At 41.5% G+C, this 24,375-nt stretch carries 21 protein-coding genes; 12 read left to right on the top strand and 9 right to left on the bottom strand.

Annotation, left to right across the window (positions count from 1 at the left end):
• The first annotated feature begins 12 nt into the window (after positions 1–12).
• From FPL27_RS09600 to FPL27_RS09590, 3 genes are all read left to right on the top strand, one after another.
• Entirely contained in the window at positions 13–444 is a 432-nt protein-coding gene (locus FPL27_RS09600; protein ID WP_143960892.1) for a hypothetical protein, read from the top strand.
• 118 nt (positions 445–562) lie between these two features.
• Entirely contained in the window at positions 563–1,981 is a 1,419-nt protein-coding gene (locus FPL27_RS09595; RefSeq protein WP_143960891.1) for a Glu/Leu/Phe/Val family dehydrogenase, read from the top strand.
• 339 nt (positions 1,982–2,320) lie between these two features.
• A complete protein-coding gene (locus FPL27_RS09590; protein ID WP_143960890.1) occupies positions 2,321–2,548 on the top strand; it encodes a DUF3820 family protein in 228 nt (75 codons plus the stop codon).
• Positions 2,549–2,790: 242 nt separating this feature from the next.
• Here the strand turns inward: FPL27_RS09590 and FPL27_RS09585 are convergent, their stop codons facing one another.
• The 3 genes from FPL27_RS09585 to FPL27_RS09575 form a co-directional block, all read right to left on the bottom strand.
• Entirely contained in the window at positions 2,791–4,020 is a 1,230-nt protein-coding gene (locus tag FPL27_RS09585; protein ID WP_143960889.1) for a S8 family peptidase, read from the bottom strand.
• A 434-nt stretch (positions 4,021–4,454) separates the two neighbouring features.
• Positions 4,455–5,702: a S8 family peptidase gene (locus FPL27_RS09580; RefSeq protein ID WP_143960888.1), complete on the bottom strand. Its 1,248-nt coding sequence runs from the start codon at positions 5,700–5,702 to the stop codon at positions 4,455–4,457.
• A 255-nt stretch (positions 5,703–5,957) separates the two neighbouring features.
• Positions 5,958–6,419, bottom strand: a complete 462-nt coding sequence (locus FPL27_RS09575) for a hypothetical protein (RefSeq protein WP_143960887.1) — start codon at positions 6,417–6,419, stop codon at positions 5,958–5,960.
• 252 nt (positions 6,420–6,671) lie between these two features.
• Between FPL27_RS09575 and FPL27_RS09570 the strand changes: the two genes are divergently transcribed.
• The 4 genes from FPL27_RS09570 (at position 6,672) to FPL27_RS09555 (ending at position 12,972) form a co-directional block, all read left to right on the top strand.
• A complete protein-coding gene (locus tag FPL27_RS09570; protein ID WP_143960886.1) occupies positions 6,672–6,926 on the top strand; it encodes a DUF7218 family protein in 255 nt (84 codons plus the stop codon).
• A gap of 1 nt (position 6,927) precedes the next feature.
• Positions 6,928–8,529, top strand: coding sequence for an ATP-dependent DNA ligase (locus FPL27_RS09565; protein ID WP_143960885.1), 1,602 nt, complete (start codon positions 6,928–6,930; stop codon positions 8,527–8,529).
• Positions 8,510–10,963 carry a ligase-associated DNA damage response DEXH box helicase gene (locus tag FPL27_RS09560; RefSeq protein ID WP_143960884.1) on the top strand — a complete coding sequence of 818 codons (2,454 nt, stop codon included), beginning with the start codon at positions 8,510–8,512 and terminating at the stop codon, positions 10,961–10,963. Before FPL27_RS09565 ends, FPL27_RS09560 begins: the two co-directional genes overlap by 20 nt.
• 116 nt (positions 10,964–11,079) lie before the next feature.
• Complete coding sequence (locus tag FPL27_RS09555; RefSeq protein ID WP_143960883.1) at positions 11,080–12,972, top strand: ATP-binding protein; 1,893 nt, start codon at positions 11,080–11,082, stop codon at positions 12,970–12,972.
• On the opposite strand, the gene FPL27_RS09550 is transcribed toward FPL27_RS09555, so the two are convergent.
• The 4 genes from FPL27_RS09550 to FPL27_RS09535 form a co-directional block, all read right to left on the bottom strand.
• The gene (locus tag FPL27_RS09550; protein WP_143960882.1) at positions 12,969–13,772 is read right to left on the bottom strand and encodes a PhzF family phenazine biosynthesis protein; all 804 of its coding nucleotides are present in this window, start codon (positions 13,770–13,772) and stop codon (positions 12,969–12,971) included. The two genes, FPL27_RS09555 and FPL27_RS09550, sit on opposite strands and share 4 nt — an antisense overlap.
• Before the next feature lie 74 nt (positions 13,773–13,846).
• Positions 13,847–15,298 carry a TrkH family potassium uptake protein gene (locus FPL27_RS09545; RefSeq protein ID WP_143960881.1) on the bottom strand — a complete coding sequence of 484 codons (1,452 nt, stop codon included), beginning with the start codon at positions 15,296–15,298 and terminating at the stop codon, positions 13,847–13,849.
• 3 nt (positions 15,299–15,301) lie between these two features.
• Positions 15,302–16,642 carry a Trk system potassium transporter TrkA gene (trkA, locus tag FPL27_RS09540; RefSeq protein ID WP_143960880.1) on the bottom strand — a complete coding sequence of 447 codons (1,341 nt, stop codon included), beginning with the start codon at positions 16,640–16,642 and terminating at the stop codon, positions 15,302–15,304.
• A gap of 98 nt (positions 16,643–16,740) precedes the next feature.
• The gene (locus FPL27_RS09535; RefSeq protein ID WP_185974334.1) at positions 16,741–17,385 is read right to left on the bottom strand and encodes a tetratricopeptide repeat protein; all 645 of its coding nucleotides are present in this window, start codon (positions 17,383–17,385) and stop codon (positions 16,741–16,743) included.
• Positions 17,386–17,597: 212 nt separating this feature from the next.
• On the opposite strand from FPL27_RS09535, the gene FPL27_RS09530 reads away from it, so the two are divergent.
• From FPL27_RS09530 to FPL27_RS09510, 5 genes are read left to right on the top strand one after another with little or no spacing between them, the layout of a single operon-like run.
• Positions 17,598–18,275, top strand: a complete 678-nt coding sequence (locus tag FPL27_RS09530) for a DUF2490 domain-containing protein (RefSeq protein ID WP_143960878.1) — start codon at positions 17,598–17,600, stop codon at positions 18,273–18,275.
• Between the two features lie 31 nt (positions 18,276–18,306).
• Positions 18,307–19,530, top strand: coding sequence for an Nramp family divalent metal transporter (locus tag FPL27_RS09525; protein WP_143960877.1), 1,224 nt, complete (start codon positions 18,307–18,309; stop codon positions 19,528–19,530).
• Positions 19,524–20,240 carry a 5-oxoprolinase subunit PxpA gene (gene pxpA / locus FPL27_RS09520; protein ID WP_143960876.1) on the top strand — a complete coding sequence of 239 codons (717 nt, stop codon included), beginning with the start codon at positions 19,524–19,526 and terminating at the stop codon, positions 20,238–20,240. The genes FPL27_RS09525 and pxpA overlap by 7 nt, the downstream gene beginning before the upstream one ends.
• Complete coding sequence (locus tag FPL27_RS09515) at positions 20,237–20,926, top strand: 5-oxoprolinase subunit B family protein (protein ID WP_143960875.1); 690 nt, start codon at positions 20,237–20,239, stop codon at positions 20,924–20,926. Before pxpA ends, FPL27_RS09515 begins: the two co-directional genes overlap by 4 nt.
• Entirely contained in the window at positions 20,919–21,770 is an 852-nt protein-coding gene (locus FPL27_RS09510) for a 5-oxoprolinase subunit C family protein (RefSeq protein WP_143960874.1), read from the top strand. The genes FPL27_RS09515 and FPL27_RS09510 overlap by 8 nt, the downstream gene beginning before the upstream one ends.
• Before the next feature lie 329 nt (positions 21,771–22,099).
• On the opposite strand, the gene FPL27_RS09505 is transcribed toward FPL27_RS09510, so the two are convergent.
• Positions 22,100–23,002, bottom strand: a complete 903-nt coding sequence (locus FPL27_RS09505) for a helix-turn-helix transcriptional regulator (protein ID WP_143960873.1) — start codon at positions 23,000–23,002, stop codon at positions 22,100–22,102.
• Positions 23,003–23,106: 104 nt separating this feature from the next.
• On the bottom strand, positions 23,107–24,267 hold the full coding sequence (locus FPL27_RS09500; RefSeq protein ID WP_143960872.1) for a hypothetical protein: 1,161 nt from the start codon (positions 24,265–24,267) through the stop codon (positions 23,107–23,109).
• Between the last annotated feature and the right edge of the window lie 108 nt (positions 24,268–24,375).

Genomic DNA, 24,375 nt, shown 5'->3' with positions numbered 1-24,375 from the left:
AACACTACTAAGATGTACACAGGATTTTTACACCTACACTCCTACTTGGCTTATTTGGTAATCATTGGTATTTCCATCAGTTTTATTTATGCCATGATTGGAGCTTTGTCTAATAGAGAATTTACAGCTAAAGACCAGAAATTTGGCCTATTCGGGCTTATCCCTGCCCATATTCAACTACTAGCTGGATTGGTTTTATATTTTATCAGTCCCCTGGGTGTTTCCAATTTTGGAAGTCACACTATGGGAGATGCGACTTCCAGGCTTTATGCTTTAGAGCACCCATTAGTTGGCCTTATCGCGGTCATTTTAATTACTGTCGGTTATAGCCGAGCAAAGAAGATTTCCATACCTAGAAACCGTTACAGAAGCATTTACATATTTTATGGAATCGGACTTTTATTGATACTCTCTAGAATACCATGGTCAGCTTGGTTGAATTAAAATGCTAAAAACCTAGAAAGAGCCGGAATTTGATTCCGGCTCCTTCTATTTAAAATAACAGTAAGCACGATTTGGAGTTAATTAAGTAATGTTATTTTTAACCTAACCCCAATCTTGTATGTCTGAAAATAATGATTACAGCTTATTCGATGAAGTTAATTATTTTGTCGAAAGTGCTGCCAAGCATTTGGACCTAGATAAAGCACTTATAGAGCAAATTAAACAGTGCAACAGCATTTACGAATTCAATTTTCCTCTTCGAAATGACGATGGCTCCAAAGAAGTGCTAACTGGCTTCCGAGTTCAACATTCCCACCACAAAGTCCCCGTAAAAGGCGGTATCAGGTATAGTGAAGAAGTAAATGTCGAGGAAATTAAAGGATTAGCTGCTTTGATGACCTATAAATGTGCTCTGGTAGAGATACCATATGGAGGGGGAAAAGGAGGTGTAAGAATTAACCCCAGAAACTACACCGTTTCCCAATTGGAAAAGATCACCCGAAGATACACTTCCGAACTCATCAAAAAGAATTTTATAGGACCAGCCCTTGATGTCCCAGCCCCTGATTATGGAACTGGGGCCAGAGAAATGGGATGGATCACAGATACTTATATGGCATTCCATCCAGACTCTATCAATGCCAAAGGGTGTGTAACTGGTAAACCACTCTCCCTTCATGGGATTCCCGGAAGAAACGAGGCCACTGGCCGTGGGGTATTTTTCGGTCTAAGAGAGGCGGTAAGCGTAGAAGAGGACATGGAAACTCTCGGCCTAAAAACCGGACTTAAAGGAAAAACTGTAATTGTGCAAGGTTTAGGTAACGTAGGTTATCATACCGCCATGTACTTGGAGCAAGCTGGCGCTAAGGTAATCGGGATTGCAGAATACAATGGAGGAATATACGATGAAAAAGGCATCGACATCCAGAAGATTAACAAATACAAAATGGATAACGATGGCTTTAAGGATTATAATAAAGGTAAGTTTATAGAAAACTCCACTGAACTACTCACCTATGAATGCGACATTCTCGTACCAGCCGCACTAGAAAACCAAATCACTTCGAACAATGCCAAGGATGTGAAAGCTAAAATTATTGCTGAAGCAGCCAACGGTCCTGTTACTCAAGAAGCTGAAGAAATACTTTTGAAAAAAAATGTGCTGATAATCCCGGATTTATATATCAATGCTGGTGGTGTAACGGTCTCGTATTTTGAGTGGCTGAAAAACTTGTCTAGGGTTTCATTTGGCAAACTTCAGAAAAGATATGAAAAGCAAAAGTTTCAAGATTTGCTTGATATGATGGAAGAAAATACGGGCCAGAAATTTTCTGAGAAGCAAAAAGAACTTATCATAAAGGGAGCCTCAGAGAAAGACCTAGTAGAATCCGGACTGGAAGAAACCATGGTCAAGGCTTACCACAATATGAACGAAATCCGTAAGAAAAAGAACATCAAAAGCCTAAGAACCGCGGGCTTCGTGCTTGCCCTAGAGAGAATTGCCATCTCATATATGGATCTGGGTATTTTCCCATAAATGAAAAAACCGCAAAATAGCTTTCCTATTTTGCGGTTACCTGTTTCTTACTTTTTCAAATGTCTTGAAAATGCCTATTTTACTCTGGGGCATTCCCTGGAAGCTTTTTTCTCCGGATTTTTGCATGGCTCCACTGCAGAAGCATGACAGATGGGACATTCGTTGATTGCAGACTCTTTCTTTAATGGTTTCATGGTATTTAGTTTTTGGTTATAACTATTAAACGACCTCTACATCCCATTGTTCTTTTCTTAGAAAATTTAGGATTAATCTAAATAAACTCTTCTCCCATAAATCACCGATATTTACAAAGTAAGCAAATAGATTTACCTTAGCGTGATGGAAAACGAAGTATTAAAAGAGGTAGTGACCAAACGGATGCCATTTGGAAAATATAAAGGATTTATAATTTGCGACATCCCTGAACACTATCTGGTTTGGATGAAAAGAGAAGGATTCCCTGAGGGAAAACTCGGCATGTGGCTCAGCACCATGTATGAAATCAAATTGAACGGACTAGAATACCTCCTAGTCCCCCTTCGAGAAAAGTACACAAAAAAAATGTGAATGACCTTGGGCCATTCACGCTGCTAGTGACATATGAAAAAGTTATTTGCTTAGTGATATAAATGTACGTTAATAAAACTTAAGAAACAAACATATAACACACTTTTTTTTATTCAATTGACTTTTTTTTGTATTTGAAATATATTATTTGGTCTAATGGTCTTTACTGCCCTATCTTAAAAATAAAAGAGGCTGTTCCCTTTTTAAAGAAAACAGCCTCAATGGTTAGTTAGGATATTAGATTACCTCACAGCAATTTTGTCTGGATTGCCATCAGGATCATTCTGAACATTTCCGTCTTGCTTCACACTTCCAAGTAGTCTAATACCAGCTACGTGAGGTGCAGCCATGGAAGTACCGCTGATCGCTCTATAACTGTTGCTGATCCAAGTAGAATTGATGCCTACACCTGGAGCACACCAGTCAACAGGTGGATTACCCCAATTGGAGAATGATGCAAACCTGTCGTTGGAATCCATAGCAGAAATAGTGTAGATATAATTGCCATTTACTCTGGCAGGGCTTGAAAGGTTAGCATCTCTACTTTCATTTCCAGCAGCCAAAACAAACCAAATCCCCTTATTCGAGGCAGCCAAGACTGCATCATCCAATGCTTGAGAGATTGGACCACCCAAACTCATGTTAGCTACGTCTCCAGCTTTACCGTTGGCTCCTACAAAGTTTACACCTGCGATAACACCGGAATATGAACCAGAACCTCTTGAATCTAATACCTTAATAGGCACTACGGGAGCTCCAGCAGCTACCCCTACCACACCTAAATTGTTGTCAATTGCAGCAATAGTGCCTGCTACGTGAGTACCATGCCCATTACCGTCTGTTAGGGAATTACCATCACGGCCGCTAGTAAATGCGTTGAATCCTTTGGATGCATCAACATTCAAATCCTCATGATCCAATTCAATGCCCGTATCCAATACATAAGCTACATTGTTACCCGTATAATTTACGTGGCCTCCAACTCTTGTAATACCATAAGGAACAGTTTGGCCGGTGGATCCACCTCCGCCGCCACCGTTTCCTCTACCTGGAGGTGGAGCCAGAGCAACAAATCTATCCTGCTCAATATACTTTACGTTCGGATCAGACTTCAATTGATCGAATTCAGCTTCAGTCAACATTGCAGCAAAACCGTCAATGGATGAACCGTAAACCTCACGTAAATTTTCACCGCTGATGCGGTACTTAGCTAAAAGGTTGGAGGCATCTTTTCTCATACCGGCCTGAACTTCCTCATAGCTTCCATCTTTTCTAAAAGAAATCCCGCTTTCATTTAGAACTACAATATATTGACCCGGAATCAGGTCGCTATCTGAAAAAGCGATAAGATCATCCACTTCTAATTGGTTTTTCTCATCAATGTTGTCTTGACATCCCGACATTACTAGCGCGAGACAAAAAGCTGAAAGCGCGAATGGCTTTCCAATAAATTTGTAAACTGGTTTAAACATACATTTAGTTAATTAAGGGTGTTAAAATAAGTTTAGTGATACAATATTCTGTATCGGTTTGTAATTATGAAAAATTAGTTGGCAAAAACCAAACCAGACAAAAACACCACCAATTTACCATTATTCAAAAAACAAAATATATTATTGTTATTTTGATAACTCAATAAACGTAATCAAAATTATTTTTAAATAATTACCCCTTATGAATACGAATAATTATGATTTTAACTTTTTTAAAATTTTTTAGGAAAGTTTTCCATATTTTTACGCAAAATTATTTTTATAAAGGTTAGTTTCATAAAATATTACTTAGGCCACACCCCACAACACATTTATTTCCAACCATTTAACCGTACAGCATTTCACTTGAAGTGATTATCCAAAAAAAAAGTCACCCTTTGCAGGGTGACTTCCATTAAAAAATTTGAAAAACTTTATTTTACAGCTATAACATCTCTGTTTCCATCAGGATCGTTTCTTACCCGTCCATTACTGTTAATCTCTCCCAACAATCTGATGCCTGCCACGTGAGGTGCAGCCATTGATGTTCCGCTCAAGACTCTATATTCATTGTTTAACCATGTTGAATTTACTCCCACACCAGGAGCACAATAATCGATTGGAGGATTACCATAGTTGGAAAACGATGCAAATCTATCTCTGGAGTCCATAGCGGAAATGGTGTAGATATTCTGTCCATTTACCCTTCCCGGGCTGTAGTTTTCTGCATCATTATTATTGTTTCCAGCAGCCAAGACAAAGTAAATCCCTTTATTGGCTGCAGCAATCACTGCATCATCCATGGCATTGGAACCCGGGCCTCCAAGGCTCAAATTGGCCACATCCCCGGCATTACCATTAGCGGCGACGAAATCAATTCCAGCAATTACGCCTGAGTATGGTCCACTTCCATTGGCGTCTAGCACTTTGATGGGAACAACTGGTGCGCCTGCAGCAACTCCGACCACGCCTACAGAATTATCAAGGGCGCCTATAATTCCTGCCACGTGAGTACCATGACCATTTTCATCAGTCAGACTTTCCCCATCACTCCCACTTGTAAATGCATTAAAACCTCTTGATGCATTTACATTCAAATCTTCATGCTCTAAATCAATTCCCGAATCTAATATATAGGCCACATTGTCGCCAGTATACCTAGTATGTCCTCCCACTCTTGCCACACCGTAAGAAACCTCCTGAGTATTGGAAGGGGCACTATTATCCCATCGGTTGGAACGCCTTCTTGGACGCGATACCGCCATCATTCTGTCCTCTTCTATATATTTAACTCTAGGATCTTGGCTTACCCTATCATATTCTTCCTCACTCATGCGAACGGAAAAACCTTCCACTGAAGCACCAAAGACCTCTTTGAGGTTTTCGCCTCCGATTTTATGGGACACCAATAGGTCGGTTGCCCCTTTTTTCATAGCTTCCTGAATTTCAGCGTAGGTACCGTCTTTTCTAAAAGTAATCCCCTGCTCATTCAAAATAACAATGTATTGTCCTGGTATCACGTCACCGTTAAGATAGCCGACGAATTCCTCATCTACTTCCATATTATCGGGGTTAATACTTTGCTCGTCAAGACTGTCCTGACAACCTGAGGCCATTATGGCCAGACAAAAAGCTGAAAGCGTCAAAGGCTTTCCAATGAAACGGTAAACTGGCTTAAACATAATCAATTATTTAATAAGGGTTATAAAATGTAATTATCCGAAAAATGAATTATTGAGTAAAAATTTACTCTATAATACTAAACAATAAATGAATTATAACATTTTACGGATTTACTGTGTTTAAGGCAATGACCAGACCAGTTTTTGAAAAATAAAATAGAAGGAGGGTTATTTATTATTGCTTTAAATAAGAGTTTTTAAGAAATAAATAATGAACTAAGCTTATTAAAAATCATTATTACTTAATTATGGTTTTTATGCATTACTACCCACATTCCCCAAGGCCAAAATCACCTGATATTCTGGCCCATCCTCGGCCAAATGAATTTTGATATGCCCGTTAAATTCTGAAAATCTTTCGAAATTCATTTCTGTTCCATCTACCAAATACCGAAAAGTTGTGATACTCAGCAATACTCGGGCATCTACAGGATTAAGCATAAAAGCCATATCAGTGCTTTGTTCGGTAGCTTCACCAAAATGCAAGTGGGCTGGATAATAATACACATCATTACTACTTTCGCCCTCCAGCTGAATTTCAATCTCAATGCCTCCTCTAATCAATTCCCTTACACTAGCTACACCGAAATAATCGTATTCACTACTAGAGAAAAGCTGGTATTGGAGTTCACGGCCGGTGTATAGTTCATCCTCTTGAGAGTTGCAGGCAAAAAGAAAAATTAAAATTAGAGCGAGGGCAATTGGGAATCTTTTCATAAAGGAAATTAAATCTAAAATTTATATCCGCAAATGTTAAATCCAGAAAGATTCTTGGTCGGTATCTACATTGGCCGATGTTTGGGTCCCCAGTCTTCGGCCTTCCTACTCTTAAATCAAAGGGGAAATGCCTACTGCCATCATTTTGGTTGATCTTAAAATCTAATTTGTAAACGTTTTATTCCTTTCCGAGTTATTTTTTGTGTATATCCAATTTCATATATTTTATTTCATCATCCAAATTTTCGAAATATGGCCAAAGATAAAAGACCAAGCGTAAAAAACGAGGAGCAATATGAAGCCTTGCGGGACCAGGGTTTATCCAAGGAAAAATCAGCCCGAATTGCTAATTCCGATAGCTCTACAACAGGAAAGAAAGGAGGAAAATCTCCCAAATATGAAGAGTGGACTAAGGAAGTACTATACAGCAAGGCTAAGGAGGTTGGTATAGAGAATAGGTCAAAAATGAGTAAAAAAGAACTCATCGAGGCTTTAAGAAACCATTGAGATGAAACTTTTCGCCTCACTGTTTGCGGCGCTAGACCAGACAAACAAAACTTCAGACAAACTTGAAGCTCTCCATAGTTACTTTTCTCAGGCTGGAGACAAGGACAAGCTTTGGTCGTTGGCGCTGTTTACCCATAAAAGACCAAAAAGACAGGTAACCACTACAAGGTTGAAACTTTGGTGCCAGGAGATTGCCCAGATTCCGGAGTGGCTTTTCCAGGAATCCTATCATGTCGTGGGAGATTTGGCAGAAACCATCAGCCTGCTCCTTCCTCATAGCGGTGGCAAAGAGGACAAGCCGCTGCATTTCTGGATTAATTATCTGCAGCAAATGGAAGGACTAGAGGATGAAGATAAAAAAAGCAAAATTACCTGGGCTTGGAACGTCTTAGATAAGCAGGAAAGATTTGTCTTCACCAAATTGATTACAGGAAGTTTCCGAGTTGGAGTGAGCCAAAACCTTGTCACCAGAGCTGTGGCAGAAGTGTATGAAATGGAAAAAACCGAGGTGGCTCACCGCATCATGGGCAACTGGGATCCGGACAAGACCAGTTTTGATAAATTGTTGATCGAGGAAAATCAGGAAGATAACCTATCTCGTCCCTACCCGTTTTACCTAGCCCATCCCGTAGAGGAACCTGAAGAAAATCTGGATGATTTTTCTCAATATCTGGCCGAATGGAAATGGGACGGCATCCGCGGGCAATTGATCAACAGGAAAGGCGAAGTTTACATCTGGTCTAGAGGTGAGGAATTAGTTACTGAAAAATTCCCCGAACTTCTGGAGCTTGGCCAACAACTGCCGGGGGGAACCGTGTTGGATGGAGAAATCATCCCTTTCCAGGACGGTTTTCCGCTTTCCTTTGGTGTATTGCAGACTCGGATTGGCAGGAAAAATCTCACCAAAAAAATATTGAATGAGGCCCCCATTTCATTTATCTCCTACGATATTTTGGAATGGAAAGGGCTAGATATCAGAGACAGGCCCCTTCTGGAAAGAAGAAAGCTTTTGGAAGATCTAAAATCAACTTATCCGCATGAAAAGTTTGAACTAAGCAAAGTGGTGGAAGGTAACTCTTGGCAAGAATTGGCAAACATCCGTGAGGATAGTCGAGCTATGATGGCTGAAGGACTTATGTTAAAGCGATTGGACTCCGCTTACGGGGTTGGTAGAAAACGGGGAGATTGGTGGAAATGGAAAATTGAGCCACTCAGCATCGACGGAGTACTGCTCTACGCACAAAAAGGCAGTGGTAAACGGGCCGACCTTTATTCAGATTACACGTTGGCAGTTTGGCAGGATGGACAACTGGTGCCTTTTGCCAAAGCTTACTCAGGCTTGACTGACGCGGAACTCAGGCAAATTGACAATTTTATTAAAAGAAACACCAAGGAAAGATTTGGGCCGGTGAGGACAGTTAAACCCGAGTTGGTTTTTGAGATAGCTTTTGAGGGCATCCAAGAAAGCAGCAGGCACAAATCAGGGATTGCCCTGAGATTCCCCCGGATTGCCCGATGGAGAAAAGACAAAAACCCAGAGGAAGCGAATACTCTAACAGATTTAAAGGAGCTATTAAACTTATATGGAGGAAAAACCGCTTGACATTATTGAACGCTGGTTTGCGCAGAAAGGCTGGAAACCATTCCAATTTCAACATGATACCTGGGAGGCTTATTTAGCAGGAAAAAGCGGGATTCTGAATGCCCCTACCGGAAGCGGAAAAACATATTCCTTATGGATTCCCACTCTTTTGGAATACATGAGGGAAAATCCAAATACTTGGCAAAACCAACAAAAAAACGGCTTGAGAATAATTTGGGTGACTCCCTTGCGCGCTCTGGCAAAGGATATACAAAAAGCAATGTCAACCCTCTGTGAAGAAATAGGCCTTCCTTGGACAGTCAGCATCCGTAATGGTGACACAAGTCCTAAAGAAAGGCAGGCCCAAAAAAAGAAAATGCCCGAATGTCTAATAACAACGCCCGAGAGCTTGCATTTGCTTTTCGCCCAAAAAGACAACTATCTGTTATTCAAAAACCTCAAAACCATCATTATCGATGAATGGCACGAGTTGATGGCCAACAAGCGCGGAGTTCAGATTCAACTTGCGCTGAGCTATCTTCGCCACATCATTCCGACCCCTATCAAAACTTGGGGCATCTCCGCGACAATAGGTAATATGGAGCAGGCCTACACCACGCTCATGGGTCCTGGGGATTACACGCCATTCATAATTAAAGCAGATATCGAGAAAGAAATCATTGTTGAGTCCATCTTGCCCGATGAAGTTGAAAAGTACCCTTGGGCAGGGCATCTGGGTGTAAAGCTGATTGATAAAATCATACCCATTATTGAAGAAAGCAATACTACCCTACTTTTTACCAACACCCGCTCGCAAACGGAAATCTGGTATCAGAAACTTATGGACAAATACCCAGAAATGGCCGGCTTAGTCGCCATGCACCACGGTTCACTGGACAATGAAGTGCGGTCTTGGGTGGAGCAAGCCCTTCATGAAGGAAAACTTAAACTAGTTATCTGCACCTCAAGCCTTGACCTGGGAGTGGATTTCAGGCCTGTGGATACGGTTATTCAGGTAGGCGGACCGAAAGGGGTTTCCAGATTTGCTCAACGGGCAGGTCGCGCTGGCCATCAACCAGGACTTCCAAGCAAGATTTTTTTCGTTCCTACGCATTCCCTTGAACTGATTGAAGGCAGCGCATTGAGGCGTGCTATCGCAGAGCAAAAATTTGAAGTACAATATCCGCACGAATTAAGTTATGATGTACTCTGCCAGTTTTTGGTGACCATTGCTGTCGGTGATGGGTTCGTCAAAGAAGACTTATACAAAATACTCACGGCCACCTATGCTTTCAGAAACTTAACCCAAGAGGCTTACGACTGGGCCTTACAATTTGTAACACAAGGCGGAAAATCTCTTGGCAGCTATGAGGAGTTTTCGAAAGTAGAAGTCATGGAGAACGGTCTCTATAAGGTAAACAGTCGCAAAATCGCCATGCGCCACAGACTTTCCATGGGTACAATTGTAAGCGATCCAATGCTGAAAGTGAAGTATATGACCGGTGGGTATCTAGGGGTAGTTGAGGAAAGCTTCATAGCCAAGTTGAATAAGGGTGATGTGTTTTTCTTTGCAGGTAAAAGTCTAGAATTTGTACAATTAAAAGAAATGAGCGTGCTGGTCCGGCGTTCCAAGAAAAAGACCAACATCATCCCCCGTTGGATGGGAGGACGGTTGCCGCTTTCCTCCCAAATGTCAGAGATGCTTAGGGAAGAACTGGAAAATGCCATTTCTGGCAAAAGGAAATCAATAGAAATTCAAACCATCCAGCCCATTTTGGAACTTCAACAGGAATTATCCATCGTGCCCGACAGAGGCACCTTACTGATAGAAAAGGCTGTTTCCAAGGAAGGTTCACACGTCTTCATATACCCTTTTGAAGGTCGGTTTGTACATGAGGTTCTCGGCGCCTTGGTAGCCTATCGAATCAGTGTTAGCTATCCCATCAGTTTTAGCATTGCCATGAATGATTACGGTTTTGAACTGCTTTCTGACAGTGATATCCCCCTCGAGGATGCCTTGGCAGAAGACCTTTTCAGCACCAAAAACCTTTTTGAAGACATTTTTGCCAGCATCAACGAAAGCGAGATGGCAAAAAGAAAATTTCGCGATATTGCCTCCATTGCAGGATTGATTTTTCAGGGATATCCTGGCAAACCTATCACCAACAGGCACCTACAGGCAACTTCGGGAATCATTTACGGCGTTTTTGCAGAATATGATGCTGACAACCTGTTGCTTCAGCAGGCTAAAGACGAAGCCCTTTCCATGCAGATGGAAAAAGATCGGTTACTCAAGGCAATTGACCGCATCAACCAACAAAAAATCAAACTTGTCCATACCCGTCGTTTTACGCCATTCGCTTTTCCCATAATGGTAGATAGACTACGAGCGACCCTTACATCGGAAACACTAGAGGATCGGATTGCAAAAATTCAGGCGCAACTAATAAAATAAAGCAAAAATATTTTGCAGAATATGCCCAAAGTAATAAATTGCGTTAGGTTTAGACAGACACAAATAAACCTAAGATTATCAATCACATACCAAATAACTGCAAAAGCATTTTTACATTGACAAAATTCATTTCTTTGAAGCCCGCGTTTATTCTGCTTCTCTGGCTGATTACTACTTTGACTTTTGCACAGATCCCTGATACTGATCCGCAGAAATTGTATGTCCAACTTCAAGAGGAAAAAGATGACCATACCAAACTCAAGTTACTCACTGAATTTGCTTGGCTGATTCATAACTCTGACAGTTCGCAAAAATTCTACAAGGAAGCCATACAGTTAAGTTTAGTATTGAACGAAGCGAATTACCTTGTTCAAAACTATAATAGAATTGGAGTAGTATTTCGAAATCTAGACCTACAGGAAAGAGCCTTAGAGTATTATGAGCATGCCCTTGTGCTTTCCAAGGAAATAGGAAACAAAAAAGAAGAAGGGTACGCATTAAACAACATTGCCCAGATTCTGAATTATCAGGGTCATTCTAGAGAAGCCCTAGATTATTACAAAGATGCTGAGGCTATTTTTAAGTCCATAAACCATCAGGAAGGTTTGGGCTACACCTATATCGGCCTAAGTGCGGTCTATAGAGGAATGGAAAAATACATAGATGCTATCCAGGCCATTGACAAATCATTGGAAATACGCGGCAGCCATATTGACCGGAATTACCTAACCTCCATTTTATCTCGGGGCGACTTTTATTTAAAATTAAAGGATTTTGATAAAGCCTATCAGGATTATGAGGTTTATTATAAGCATGTAAAAGATATCTATCCACGTGGAGAACTGACTGCTTATAAGCGATTTGCTGAATGGAACTACCAGTCAGGAAATATCAGAGAGGCATTGGAATACGCTCACAAAGCTTTGGAAATCCATGAAGAAACCCCATCATTGGAAGCCATACTTTCTGTTTACCACAGAATGGCAGAAGTTTATTCTTCATATAAGGAGTTTGAAAAAGCTTTTGAATATCAGCAGGCCTATATTAATGGTAAAGATCAGTTGCTAGACGAAAGGACCAACACCTACCTGACCAACCTTAAGATCAGAAGGCAGGAAGCTGCTATAAAATCCCTAGAGTTAGACAGGAAAATCCAGGAAGAGCAAGCAAGCAAAAAGAGACTAATCAACATTGGACTGTTGTTTCTATTGTTCCTTTCCGGATGTATGATTTTCATCTATTACCGCTCTTATCAGCAGGAAAGACTCAACCTGGCTAAACTCAACGCCCAAAAGCAGGAAATTGCCACACAGGCCGAAGAGTTGAAAAACCTAAATGCAGTAAAAGACAAACTATTTTCAATTTTGGCTCATGACCTTAGGGGGCCATTGAATAGTCTTCGGGGATTAATCCAGCTTATCGAGGAGGAAAGCTTGACAGAACAGGAGTTCCGGGAAATACTTCCATTGATAAGTCAAAACGTGGGTAACAATAGCATCCTTCTTGAAAACCTACTCATGTGGTCCAGGTCTCAAATGAAAGGGATGAGACCTTTGAGGCAAAAAATCAAAATAAAAAACATTTTCGACGAAAACTCCGACCACCTGAATCAAATTGCCCAGAAAAAGCACATCAGTCTTAATAACCTGATTGATGAAAGTGTCTTAGTCAAAGCGGACCGCGGAATGATTGACATTGTCATGCGGAATCTTTTAACTAATGCGCTAAAGTTTACGCCTGAAGGAGGGGAAATAAATGTTGAGGCAGAAGATTTGGGCAATAGCTGGAAGATCCTGATTTCGGATTCTGGAGTCGGCATCGCTGCGGAAAATATAGACCAGATTTTTGGAACAAACTTCTATACAACCGTAGGTACCAAAAAAGAAAAAGGCAGCGGTTTGGGTTTACTGCTTTCCAAAGAACTGATTGAAAAAAATAATGGCACCATTTCCCTAAACAGTGTTCAGGGAGAAGGCACCACGTTTTATTTTACTCTTCCAAAAGCTTAAATCTCTACTGTACAGGTCTCAATTATCTGATACTTCCCTTCGAGATAAACCTTATTTCTATCTTCTCTAAATCTACATACGAATCTCCCTCCCCTGTCACTCAGCTGCAAGGCAGTCATATCATCACTCATCAATTTTTTAGACCAAAAGGGCACCAATGCAGCATGGGATGATCCGGTGGCATGATCTTCAAGTTGATGATAATGTGGCACCAGAGTTCTACTTACAAAATGTGAATTCTTACCTGGAGCAGTGATGGCATAACTATAGATGTCAGAACCCCTCAATTTGGCAAAATCTGGATTCATCTTCTTTATTATCTTTTCATTTTCCACTAAAATGATATGCTTCCCATCGGTTTCATACATGGCCATGATTGGGATCCCCAACCCCTCTTCAATAGCTGCCGGCACCTCAATTTCTTTAATTAGGTGGATGGCCTCTAATTCTATAATAAACGTGTCATTTTCCTGCCACTGCACCCGAACACTGCCTTTCCTGTGGTGTAGGGTGAAAGGTTCGTGGGTATCAAATTTTTTGCCCAGAAAAATAGCAGCAGCGGCAGCTCCATGCCCACATAGGTTTATTTCATCATCTACGGCAAACCATCTGACATTGAAATGTCCTTCCTCCTCTGCAGGCCACAGAAATGTAGATGCAGGTTGACGAACTTTAGTGCTGATTTGCTGCATCTGCTCATCAGTAAGGGGGCTTTTATAATAAAAACATGCGGCGGGATTTCCAGTATAATTTAGGGATCTGTCAGTAAAAACAGCAATCACTTGATAGTTTAAGATCATAAAAAGGCTCTTTCCGGTTTAATTCTCAAAATAAGCAAAACCCTGCTCATCATCAAATTTAAAAACCAATTCCATCAATTGGCCCGCCAAAAGTAAGGAGAAAACAATACCAAAATAGTAAAGAGCTCCAACCTTCCCAGAAGCATCAGGAAACACAGGAATATTTTGGCAAATGGAGAAAAGAAGGCAAAGTTATCCAATGGACCCACCAGCGAAACCGCTGGACCCACATTTCCCAAACTAGTAGCTACAGCCCCAAAAGAGGTCAACATATCATAACCAGCAAAAGACATCACCATACTTCCAATTACAAAAATAGCCAAATAAATTAACAGGAAATTCATGATATGAGTAATGACCCTGCCTGTTACTCTTTCCCCATTGATTTTCAAGGGAACAACAGCTCTTGGGTGAACCATCCGTTTAAACTCCAGAAAACTGTTTTTAACAAAGGTAAGGTGACGGATAAATTTAATACCCCCACTCGTCGAGCCAGCACTTGCACCTGAGAAAAGTAGCATGAAGAAGATAATCACCATCTCATCAGAATAAGCCGTATAATCGGCCGTGACGTAACCAGTGGTCGTGATCAAAGAAATAATCTGAAAGGAAGTATCACGGAACGCTTGTTCAAATGTAGTTCCTGATAAAAAGAAAATCGGACCCGTAAGGGCTATTATCAAAAACAAAACGGTTGCGAAATATGCCCTAAACTCATCACTGGCCCAGACCCTTCGAAAATTACCTTTCAAGCCCAGATAAATCAATATAAAATTTGTTCCGGCCACAAACATAAATATAATGGCCACATAATGAATAAAAGAACTATCAAAATGGGCCATACTGGCATTTTTGGTAGAAAAGCCACCAGTTGCCATTGTGGTCAAGCCATGGTTTACTGCATCGAAAAGGTCCATTCCACCAATTCTATATAATATCATTACCAAGACAGTCAGACCTACATACACAAACCAAAGTCTTTTGGCCGTTTCCCTGATTCTGGGGTGAAGTTTGTCAGAAGTAGGGCCAGGTGATTCAGCCACAAACAATTCAATTCCACCTATTCCAAGTAAAGGAAAAATGGCCACCGTCAAAACGATAATACCCAAACCACCAATCCATTGGGTCATGCTTCTCCAGGTAAGAATTCCTACCGGCATACTTTCGATATCTTCCAATATCGTAGCCCCGGTGGTGGTCAGACCTGATACCGTTTCAAAAATCGCATCCGGCAAATAAGAAATTGTACCGCTGAAAAGATAGGGCAACATCCCGAAAATTGACATAAAAACCCAACTCATGGCTACTATAAGGTATCCTTCACGTTTTCTAATCAGGTTATCCTGACGCTTAAAACTAAAAAAAAGCAAGGCTCCAAAACCTCCTGATATCAACCCTGCATGTACAAGTGGTAGAAGATCTCGACTTCCATAATACAGGGAAAAAAGTATGCTGGGCACCATCAAAATAGCCAATAGCATCAATAGCCCACCCATTACTTTTCCAATCGCGGTGTAATGAATCATAACTTAATTGAAAAGCTTTTCTAAGATAGGTTGGGCTGCCGGCAAGGCAAAAACTATCGCCTTGTCATTCAGCTCCAGCCTGAAATCCCCATCCGGAATGAAGACCCTCTCCCCTCTAATCACCCCAGCCACGATGGCGGTATTGGGGAAATGCAGCTCGCGGATAGGTTTTTTAGTTAATCTATTGTTTTTCGTAACCACGTATTGCACAAATTCAGCATCCACTCCATAGATGCCTGTCACCGCTTCCACTTTTCCTTTTCTCAAATACCTGCTCACTTGGTTGGCCGCCACTAGCTTTTTGTTGATAAGAGAATCCACCCCGATACTGTGCGAAATATGGATATATTCTCTTGTGTCCACATGCGCAATAGTTTTGTAGACTCCGTGGTTTTTGGCGCTTAGACTGGTGATGATATTGGTTTCCGAGCTTTCTGTCAGGGCTAAAAAACCGTCCATTTCCTCCAACCCCTCATCCATCAGCAAATCAACATTTTTATAATCCCCATGAATCACCAATGTCTCCGAAAGTCTTTCGCTTAGCCACTTACAGCGCTCTTTATCCTTATGGATCAGGGTAAGCCTGTAATTGTTTTCCATTCTCAGGGCTGTGCTGTAAGCCAAATCATCCCCCCCGATCATCATGAGGTTGCGGATGGGAACTTCCTTGTGATTAATCAGCTCCTTGATAGAATCTACAGCCTTTTTATTACTGATAAAAAACACGTGATCATTGCTTCTGATCACGGTATCCCCACGTGGAATAATTGTAAGTTGGTCGCGGATAATGGCAATAATTCGGATGTCCTCAAAAATCGGGTTGGTGCTGGAATCGGAAAGCTTTTTATTTATCAGTGGACTGTTGCGGTCCAAAGTGATGCCCACTACATTCAGTTTGCCTCCTTCAAATTCAAAAACGTCGGAAAAAGTGGAGTTTTTCATCATCCTTGAGATCTCCACGCTGCAAAGCATGGAAGGCGAAATGATGGAATCTATGCCCAAATTATGGAAGTAACTCTGGTTTTCAGGCTCTAGGTAATCATGGTTTCGAACCCTTGCGATCACTTTTTTGGCCCCCAGTTGCTTGGCCAGCATAGCCGTCACTATGTTGGTCTTCTCCGAAGTGGTCACCGCCAACACCAAACTGGCTTGTCCAACATTGGCCTTTTTCAAAATATCTAGAGAGGCCGAATCCCCCCAAACAGTCAACACATCAAGTCTACTCGAAATGTTTTCCAGAATATCCTTCTCGGTATCAATTAGGATGATATCCTTATTTTCATAACTCAAATGCTCAGCTAGGTGGTAACCCATATCCCCAGCCCCTGCGATGACTATATTCATATCCTGAAACGTTACGTTTTTTTAGGCAGGTGGCAAATTTACGTACATTATTCTGAAAACTTCACAATTAAACTTTAATTCAGAAATCATCTATATTATCACTTGCAGAATTGGTTGATATATTTCGTGGCTGCGTCACTCCCTTCTTTTACAGATTTTCTCCAATCCTGACATGCCTGATTTTTTTTTCCTAACCTATAATAGCTTATCCCCCTGTTTACCAATATATCTGGATGTCCTGGGTTCAGCTTCAAGGCGTAGCTGAAATCGTCAACGGATTTTTGATATCGTTTGAGTTTTAAATGAGCATTGCCCCTGTTGAAATGATAGGCATACACCAAAGGAAAATCCTCACCGTTAATCTTACTGTAGCGGATGGCCTCACTGAAGAGCGCAATTGCCTTTTCCAGGTTATTATTTTCATAATATACATAACCCAAATAATAAGTAAGCTCATCATCTTCCCTAAATATCCGGCTGCCCTTTTCTAATAACCGGATAAGTTTAGATTTGTCACCTTGGGTGTTAGAATACGCTGAATACAAATTGATATAAGCAGGATGGAATGTGGAATCAATAGCAATGGCATCCTCAATATCGCGGATAGCAGCGGGATAATTCCCCCTTTCCATCTGGCTTATCCCTTGGTCAGTCAGGCGAATGGCCTTCTCCCTATCTTCAGCATCAACCTCAATTTCCACTTCCTGAGCCAAAGAAGTCTGCACAAATGAAAAGAAAAGCATTATAAATATTGGTACAAAAGGTAGTGGTTTCCTTTTAATTAAATCCTCGCACTTAAAACTTATTTTTATCATGTTTTGCTACGCTAATTGAAGTGATGCATCTCGTACCGTTCATAATCATTTTGGGCCTGAATGTACGATTTGTCACTTGATAATAGTTATTAAGGTAGTAAATTTCAGTAAAATTAGCCTTTCAAGGACCGTTAAAAATTATGAAACGAATCACCCTCCTCTCCTGCTTACTCTTATTTTCCATGGAAGTATTCAGCCAAAGTCTGGTCAATAATGAAGTTGGGGGGTGGTTGATGTTTTTTAACAGGACTAGGTTTCATGAAAAATGGAGTTTGCATACTGAAATCCAGGATCGGTTTTATGATGTTTCGGCCAAAGAGGAACAACTCCTGATTCGGGGTGGCTTGAATTACCATTTGAATCAAAAAACTTGGTTAACTGCCGGTTATGGCTATATTGAAAGTTATCCACCTGATGACGTGGTCGCCGATAAAATTGTGGAGCACCGCATCTGGCAGCAGGTGATGCACTTTCACTCTATAGGACGTGTGGCATTTGAGCACCGCGGCAGATTGGAGCAGCGCTTTGTAGGGGACCGCTATAGGGACCGTGTCCGCTACCGCTTGATGGCAACCATTCCTTTCAACAACCGCCTAATGCAGCCCAAAACCTTCTTTGGCGCAATTTACAATGAAATTTTCTTGCACCAATTTGAATCCAGCCCATACGACCGGAATCGCTTCTATACAGCATTAGGTTATCAATTTACCACCGGAACTAACCTTCAAGCCGGCTATATGGCCCAGAACTTCTCCGGAAAAACTAAAGGCTATCTGCAACTGGGATTGACTTCTAATTTATATTTATTAGGTAAATAATAAATGCGATGGGTATATTGTACCCATCAACATGAAACTTAACCTCAAAAAATATATCGGTCCAGGCCCCTTGATTGCAGCAGCTTTCATTGGACCTGGCACCGTCACCGTTTGCACCATAGCCGGAGTGAATTTCGGTTACGACCTTTTATGGGCTATATTGCTGTCTATTTTGGTCACTATCGTCTTTCAGGAAATGTCATCTCGAATTGGTTTAGCCACCCAGTCAGGCCTCGCCAATCTACTGAATCAAACCATACAGAATAAAATTGCACGGTTCCTGGCCATAGGACTCGTCATCATGGCCATTTTTCTAGGAAATGCCGCTTATGAGGCCGGCAACATTGGCGGCGGAGCCTTAGGGGCTGCACTGCTTTTAGACCTTCCCACCCTAGATTTTGGTGATTTCTCCCTTAATCTATATAGCCTGTTCATTGGTGTTGTAGCCTTGCTTTTACTTTTGCTAGGCAGCTATGAATCTATTCAAAAGTTCCTCATAGCGCTTGTTATCCTGATGAGTATAACTTTTCTTACTGCAGCGATCATGACAAGGCCAAGTTTGGCTGAGCTTTTTCGGGGATTGACACCTACCGTACACCCCACAAATATTATCACTATTGTAGCACTACTGGGAACCACCGTAGTGCCATACAACTTGTTTCTCCACAGTGCTCTTGTAGCCCAAAAATGGAAAACAAGAGCTGATTTGAAATGGGTTAGACTTGACACCATGCTTAGTGTAGGGTTGGGCGGCTTGGTTTCTGCTGCCATCGTAGTCACCGCGGCGGGTGGTTCGGCTATAGGGGTTGAAAGTGCCGCAGACCTAGCCTTGGGATTGGAACCCACCTTTGGTGTTCTGGCAAAGTATCTGATTGCCCTAGGTCTACTCGCTGCAGGCATTACTTCAGCGATGACCGCTCCACTGGCCGGGGCATTGGTTTTGACAGGGTGTTTTGGCCTATCACAGGACATCCGAACCAAGCCCATGAGGCTATCGATGGGTTTCATCGTGCTGTTAGGGTTGATATTTGCCTCCTTAGGCATACGGCCCGTTCAGCTGATCACATTTGCTCAGCTTACCAATGGCATCCTTCTTCCATTAATTGCGGCTTATATTTTGGTGGTCATCAATCAGAAAAAACTGCTCAAAAACCTGGTGAATTCTCCATGGCAAAACCTTTGGGGGATTGCCTGCTGGTTGCTAACTTTAATACTTGGGGCAGGTAGTTTGTTAAAAGTAATAGGTATATGGTAGATTTAAATTGTGATTTGGGTGAAGGGGGCCTTGAGGATGAAAAGCTGATGCCTTACCTCACAAGTTGCAACATAAGCTGCGGAGGCCATGCCGGCTCTGAACCAGACATAACTGCGGCTATTCAAGCAGCAGCTCAGCATAGAGTGAAAATAGGTGCCCACCCCTCCTACCCGGATAGAGAAAACTATGGGCGAAAAGTTCTGACTATCTCCAAATCAGAATTACAAAGCTCCTTGATTTCCCAATTGGATTATTTTAAGAGCCTGTTGCAACAAGAAAAAGCCAAGCTCCATCATGTCAAACCCCATGGGGCATTATACAACCATGCTGCTAAGGATAAAGAAACTGCCCAATGCGTGGTAAATGCTGTTCGGGAGGTTTTTCCAGAGGCAATTATTTATACCTTAAAGGACAGTGAACTGGAAAAGGCGGCAAATACACATGGCTTGAAAACCTGGAATGAGGGTTTCGCAGACAGAAACTACACCGATGACTTAGAATTGGTAGGTCGACAATTGCCATATGCTGTTTTGACTGATACCACTAAAATATCACCCCATGTATCTGCTATGATTAGGGACAAAAACATCATAACCATTAGTGGAAAAGCTGTTCCAACTGAAGTTCAAACCCTCTGTATACATGGGGACAACCCAAATGCATTGGAAATAGCAAAGCTTCTCCGGTTAAATTTCCCTGAATTCAAATGATCCAAGTATTTCAAATAGCGCCAAACATTGTAGAAATACAATGGCCGAAAGAAATTTCAGTGAATATTTTAATGCGAAAAGCTTATTTGAAAAAACAGCTCATTCAGCAATTCCATGAAAAATTGCTGAGAGCCATCTCCGGTTACCACATGCTTGGGCTATACTTTTCTGAGCCTATGCCATCAGAGAAAATTTCTCAGATCTCTAAAGAAATATTGGCCAAATTCTCTGAGGGCAAGAAAATTGGAAGTACTCTTTGGAGAATTCCTGTCTGTTATGACGGAAAAGACTTGAACAATCTTGCCAAGCAGAAAAACATATCCAAAGCCAAACTCATAAAGCTACACGCCTCACAGCGCTATCATATTCATTTTTATGGATTTTTACCTGGATTTATATATCTGGGAGGCTTAAATGAAAAGCTGGCAACAGCAAGAAAATCCACTCCAGACAGAGAAATCCCGGCAGGCAGTGTAGCTATTGGAGGCAACCAAACGGGAATATATCCCTCCAACAGCCCCGGCGGGTGGCATGTGATCGGCCGAACTCCTATCCGAATGTTCGATACCAGTCAATCTCCACCAGTTTGGGGAATCGAAGGCGACATGGTGGAGTTTTTCCAGATTTCTGAAGAAGAATTCTCAGATTACCTAAGTAAAAAACCTGAAAAAGTAGAGCATGCTTGAAGTTATTGATCCCGGACTTTTTTGTAGCCTTCAGGATGAGGGGAGAATCAACCAAGGTAGCTTTGCCCTTCCTTTTTCTGGGGCCATGGACCTCCAATCCTTCCATCTGGCCAATCATATTCTTCAAAACGACCCTAACACTAGCTGTTTGGAATTCACATCGCCGGGCCCAACGCTAAAATTCCACGCACCTGCGTCGATAACCCTAACAGGTGCAAAAGCAAACATATCCCTCAATGGAAAAAGTCTGGAATTAGCCAACAACAGCATTCTTAACCTAAAGCCCGAAGACGTTTTAAAAATAAATAACCTGGAATCAGGATCATGGGGTTACCTAGGTATTTATGGGGGTTTTGAATCCGAAAATATACTGGGAAGTCAAAGTTTATCTCCAGGCATTACCCGAATCTCAAGTTTGCCTAAAGGCTACAAAATCCCATATAGCAAACAAAATCTTGAATTTTCACAATCCTCCGCCAAGGTGAAACCGGAATTTCCATGGGAAAAGGTAAATGTGTTAAAGGCCTTTAAAGGTCCAGAATTCAATCTTTTGCCGGAGGATATTGTTCATAAAATAAAGAAGGACAGCTTTAGCTTTACCTCCGAAAGAAACCGCATGGCTGCTCCAGTTCAGGAATTTCTTCCAGAAAACAGGTTTGAAATCCTCACCTCTCCCATTTTTCCCGGGATGGTTCAGCTTACCCCGAGTGGAAAGATGATTTTGCTTTTACGGGAGGCCCAAGTAACCGGCGGCTACCCCAGAATCTTGTTTTTGGAAGAAGGCCAACTGAATCTGGCCGTACAAATGAGACCTGGCCAAAAGTTTAAGTTTGAAATTGTCTAGGAGCCGGAAGTCCGATGACTGAAGGCCATAAATCTAGAATGACTTTTAAAGAAAAATATATGTTGGGATAATACCCAACACGTCATTATGGGTGGCCTTTGCACACAAGGTTCAACCACCTCCGGGGTTGCCTGTATTCTCACCTTTACCGTCCCCCAGGTTCCACCTGGGGTTGTTTGAGTTGAGAGAACTAAGACCTTACCTACCCAAGTCTGGAAGACTTGAATGTAAGTATCCACGGGTGAAACCCGTGGATACTTACATTCAATCTCCACAACTCCGGAGGAGTTGAATATCGACTAGTAAACTTGCTTGCAGATAATCATTTACTAGAAAGTAAACTTTTCCTTCTGCTCTTTCAGGTATTCTAAAAGCTCCTTCCCCTCTTCCACATGAATTTCCCCAGGAAGACCCAAAATAAACCTGCCCACTCCGGGGAGTTCTGCTACTTCAGTCTCCAAATAATAATGCTTCCTATTTTTTATGGTGGTATAGGGTTTCGACTCGGGAAACCCTTCGATTAACAATTGATAGGCTTTATGCGAAAGCTTCAGCTTTACCTTGTATTTAGCCTGACCGGAGTAACCGAACATGGATTCATTGACCTCCGCGTGCAGACTCCCATACACCTGCTTTTTATTGGTTACTTTAAGGTCACTGATCCGCTCGAGTTTAAACTTCTTCATGGACTTGCTTTCCACATCAAAGGCTTGGATGTAATCATAGTCTTTGGTGAAAGCCACAGGTTCAATCACCCTGTCCCTAACCGAGTCGGTATGAAGTGAATAATAGTCCTGTAATTCCACTTGCAGCCCTTTCTTCAAGGCATCGGCCAACTCATCCACAAAAAGGCCCAATTTGGCATTGAACAGACTTTCTATGCTTTGCTGAAACTCAGTCCTTGCATTAACTTTTTCAAGCAGGGAATCCTTTAGACGGCTCTTCTTACCTGCTTTTGATATGGCCTGAGCGAGAAATTTTGTCTCCTCCTCGGTAAAGGTGCCCACAAGATTTTGGGATGATGTCTCCACCATATCCACAATCTTAAATTTGCCATGCTCCTTTTCTATCCGAAACCCTACCTCCTCCAAAAGCTTGAAATATCGGTATATGGTCCGAGTATCCGTCTCTAATGTTTCCGCTAAACGGTGAACATTTTTACCGACTCTGGTCCTTAAAAGATTGATTAATTTAAATACGCGAAGAATTTTTTGTTGCTCTACTTTGGCCATACTTCATTCAAAAATATATGAGACCAAATTTACTAAAAACCCCGGTTTTATAAAGGCTCTTTGACACTAAATGTCCCGCCTATTCTTCGGTCTTCGGTCTTCCCTCATTTTACCCTCACCTTATAAAACACCATATAATCCTCTTCCTCCTCCTCATTTTTCACCTTGTTAAAATAAAGGTGATCATGTCGGGCTAGGTATCCTGCCTGTCCATCAAATTTATCATGCAGTCGTAAGTCCACTTTTTCATTTCCTTCCGCATCAAACTGTTTCAGTCTGTTTTCTCTTGTACGCAATTCCTCCTCATAAGCTACAATCCACTTGTCCATGTCATCCATCTGCTCAAGTTCGGCCATTCTTTCTTTAGGAATCCCCTCAAAATATTGAAGATAAACAGCCTTGTTATCTGTTTGCAAAAATCTCAAACCACCCTTTGCAGGATCAAAATAGACAGACACATCGGCATACTCCATTGGCATTCCCTCATTGGGTTGTATATTCTTTAGATCCAAAGGTTTTTTGAAAGCCAAATTATAAGGTTCCTGTTTTTCGTAAGCATATAGGGTAGGATCCCCATCATAGCTAATATAAATTTTATTCTCACCCACAGCCAATCTGGAATAGAGGTCCCCATTGTCATAAAGATTTCCATCCCGAAAACGGCTGTCTTCCTCTAATGGAAAAAGGTCAGTCACTTCAAAATTATTGACGTTGATAAGGGTACCTCCTCTCACTTCATCCATATATCTTTTTTCCGTCCTTTTGGAAGTAGGCATATTACCCTGATGCAAGAGGTACTGCTCATCCCCTAGAGAAATTTTCTGGGCTTGCCCTCCTGTGTATCTCATGGTTACCGACTTTTGATAATCCCCTTTCATGGGAGTACTTTTCACTTGATTGCCTTGCAGATCATACCATTTGATGGCTTTGGTACCCATGATAAATACCGTTTGGTCATCCCAAAACCCCATTTCGGATAAATATTGACCATACGTGTCCGGAGTATCTCCCCCCTTCTGGAGTTCATGCAATATCTCACCGGAATCATTAATTATAAAATAAGAATTTTTTCTATAATCAGCCGCTAGCAGATGTCTCCCATCAGGCGATATATCGGAAAGAGTCATATTTCCAATGTAATTTACAGTAATTGAATCCACCAAAGCCCATTCACCATCCAAAGAGCTTTGAGCACCTTGTTCGGAAGGGTTATTACAGCCAATAACAATTAAAGTTGAAACGAGTAGTAAAAGGTTATTCTTCATAAAAACATTAAGCTAAAACATTAGGTCAAATTAAATGGATTAAGTTTATAATACAATAATAGTATTATTTATTCTTAAATCATTAGTGATTTATTCCAGTATCGACAG

The sequence above is a fragment of the Litoribacter populi genome (assembly GCF_007483685.1).
Classification (GTDB): Bacteria; Bacteroidota; Bacteroidia; order Cytophagales; family Cyclobacteriaceae; genus Litoribacter; species Litoribacter populi.
This window is presented reverse-complemented; position numbering and strand designations above follow the sequence as displayed.

Coding starts and splice junctions, on each gene's coding strand:
- FPL27_RS09575 (WP_143960887.1), bottom strand. CDS start 6,419: ATGAAAAGATTCCCAATTGCCCTCGCTCTAATTTTAATTTTTCTTTTT.
- pxpA (WP_143960876.1), top strand. CDS start 19,524: ATGGTAGATTTAAATTGTGATTTGGGTGAAGGGGGCCTTGAGGATGAA.
- FPL27_RS09500 (WP_143960872.1), bottom strand. CDS start 24,267: ATGAAGAATAACCTTTTACTACTCGTTTCAACTTTAATTGTTATTGGC.
- FPL27_RS09525 (WP_143960877.1), top strand. CDS start 18,307: ATGAAACTTAACCTCAAAAAATATATCGGTCCAGGCCCCTTGATTGCA.
- FPL27_RS09515 (WP_143960875.1), top strand. CDS start 20,237: ATGATCCAAGTATTTCAAATAGCGCCAAACATTGTAGAAATACAATGG.
- FPL27_RS09510 (WP_143960874.1), top strand. CDS start 20,919: ATGCTTGAAGTTATTGATCCCGGACTTTTTTGTAGCCTTCAGGATGAG.
- FPL27_RS09585 (WP_143960889.1), bottom strand. CDS start 4,020: ATGTTTAAACCAGTTTACAAATTTATTGGAAAGCCATTCGCGCTTTCA.
- FPL27_RS09530 (WP_143960878.1), top strand. CDS start 17,598: ATGAAACGAATCACCCTCCTCTCCTGCTTACTCTTATTTTCCATGGAA.
- FPL27_RS09505 (WP_143960873.1), bottom strand. CDS start 23,002: ATGGCCAAAGTAGAGCAACAAAAAATTCTTCGCGTATTTAAATTAATC.
- FPL27_RS09590 (WP_143960890.1), top strand. CDS start 2,321: ATGGAAAACGAAGTATTAAAAGAGGTAGTGACCAAACGGATGCCATTT.
- FPL27_RS09565 (WP_143960885.1), top strand. CDS start 6,928: ATGAAACTTTTCGCCTCACTGTTTGCGGCGCTAGACCAGACAAACAAA.
- FPL27_RS09570 (WP_143960886.1), top strand. CDS start 6,672: ATGGCCAAAGATAAAAGACCAAGCGTAAAAAACGAGGAGCAATATGAA.
- trkA (WP_143960880.1), bottom strand. CDS start 16,642: ATGAATATAGTCATCGCAGGGGCTGGGGATATGGGTTACCACCTAGCT.
- FPL27_RS09580 (WP_143960888.1), bottom strand. CDS start 5,702: ATGTTTAAGCCAGTTTACCGTTTCATTGGAAAGCCTTTGACGCTTTCA.
- FPL27_RS09560 (WP_143960884.1), top strand. CDS start 8,510: ATGGAGGAAAAACCGCTTGACATTATTGAACGCTGGTTTGCGCAGAAA.
- FPL27_RS09550 (WP_143960882.1), bottom strand. CDS start 13,772: ATGATCTTAAACTATCAAGTGATTGCTGTTTTTACTGACAGATCCCTA.
- FPL27_RS09545 (WP_143960881.1), bottom strand. CDS start 15,298: ATGATTCATTACACCGCGATTGGAAAAGTAATGGGTGGGCTATTGATG.
- FPL27_RS09535 (WP_185974334.1), bottom strand. CDS start 17,385: ATGCTTTTCTTTTCATTTGTGCAGACTTCTTTGGCTCAGGAAGTGGAA.
- FPL27_RS09600 (WP_143960892.1), top strand. CDS start 13: ATGTACACAGGATTTTTACACCTACACTCCTACTTGGCTTATTTGGTA.
- FPL27_RS09595 (WP_143960891.1), top strand. CDS start 563: ATGTCTGAAAATAATGATTACAGCTTATTCGATGAAGTTAATTATTTT.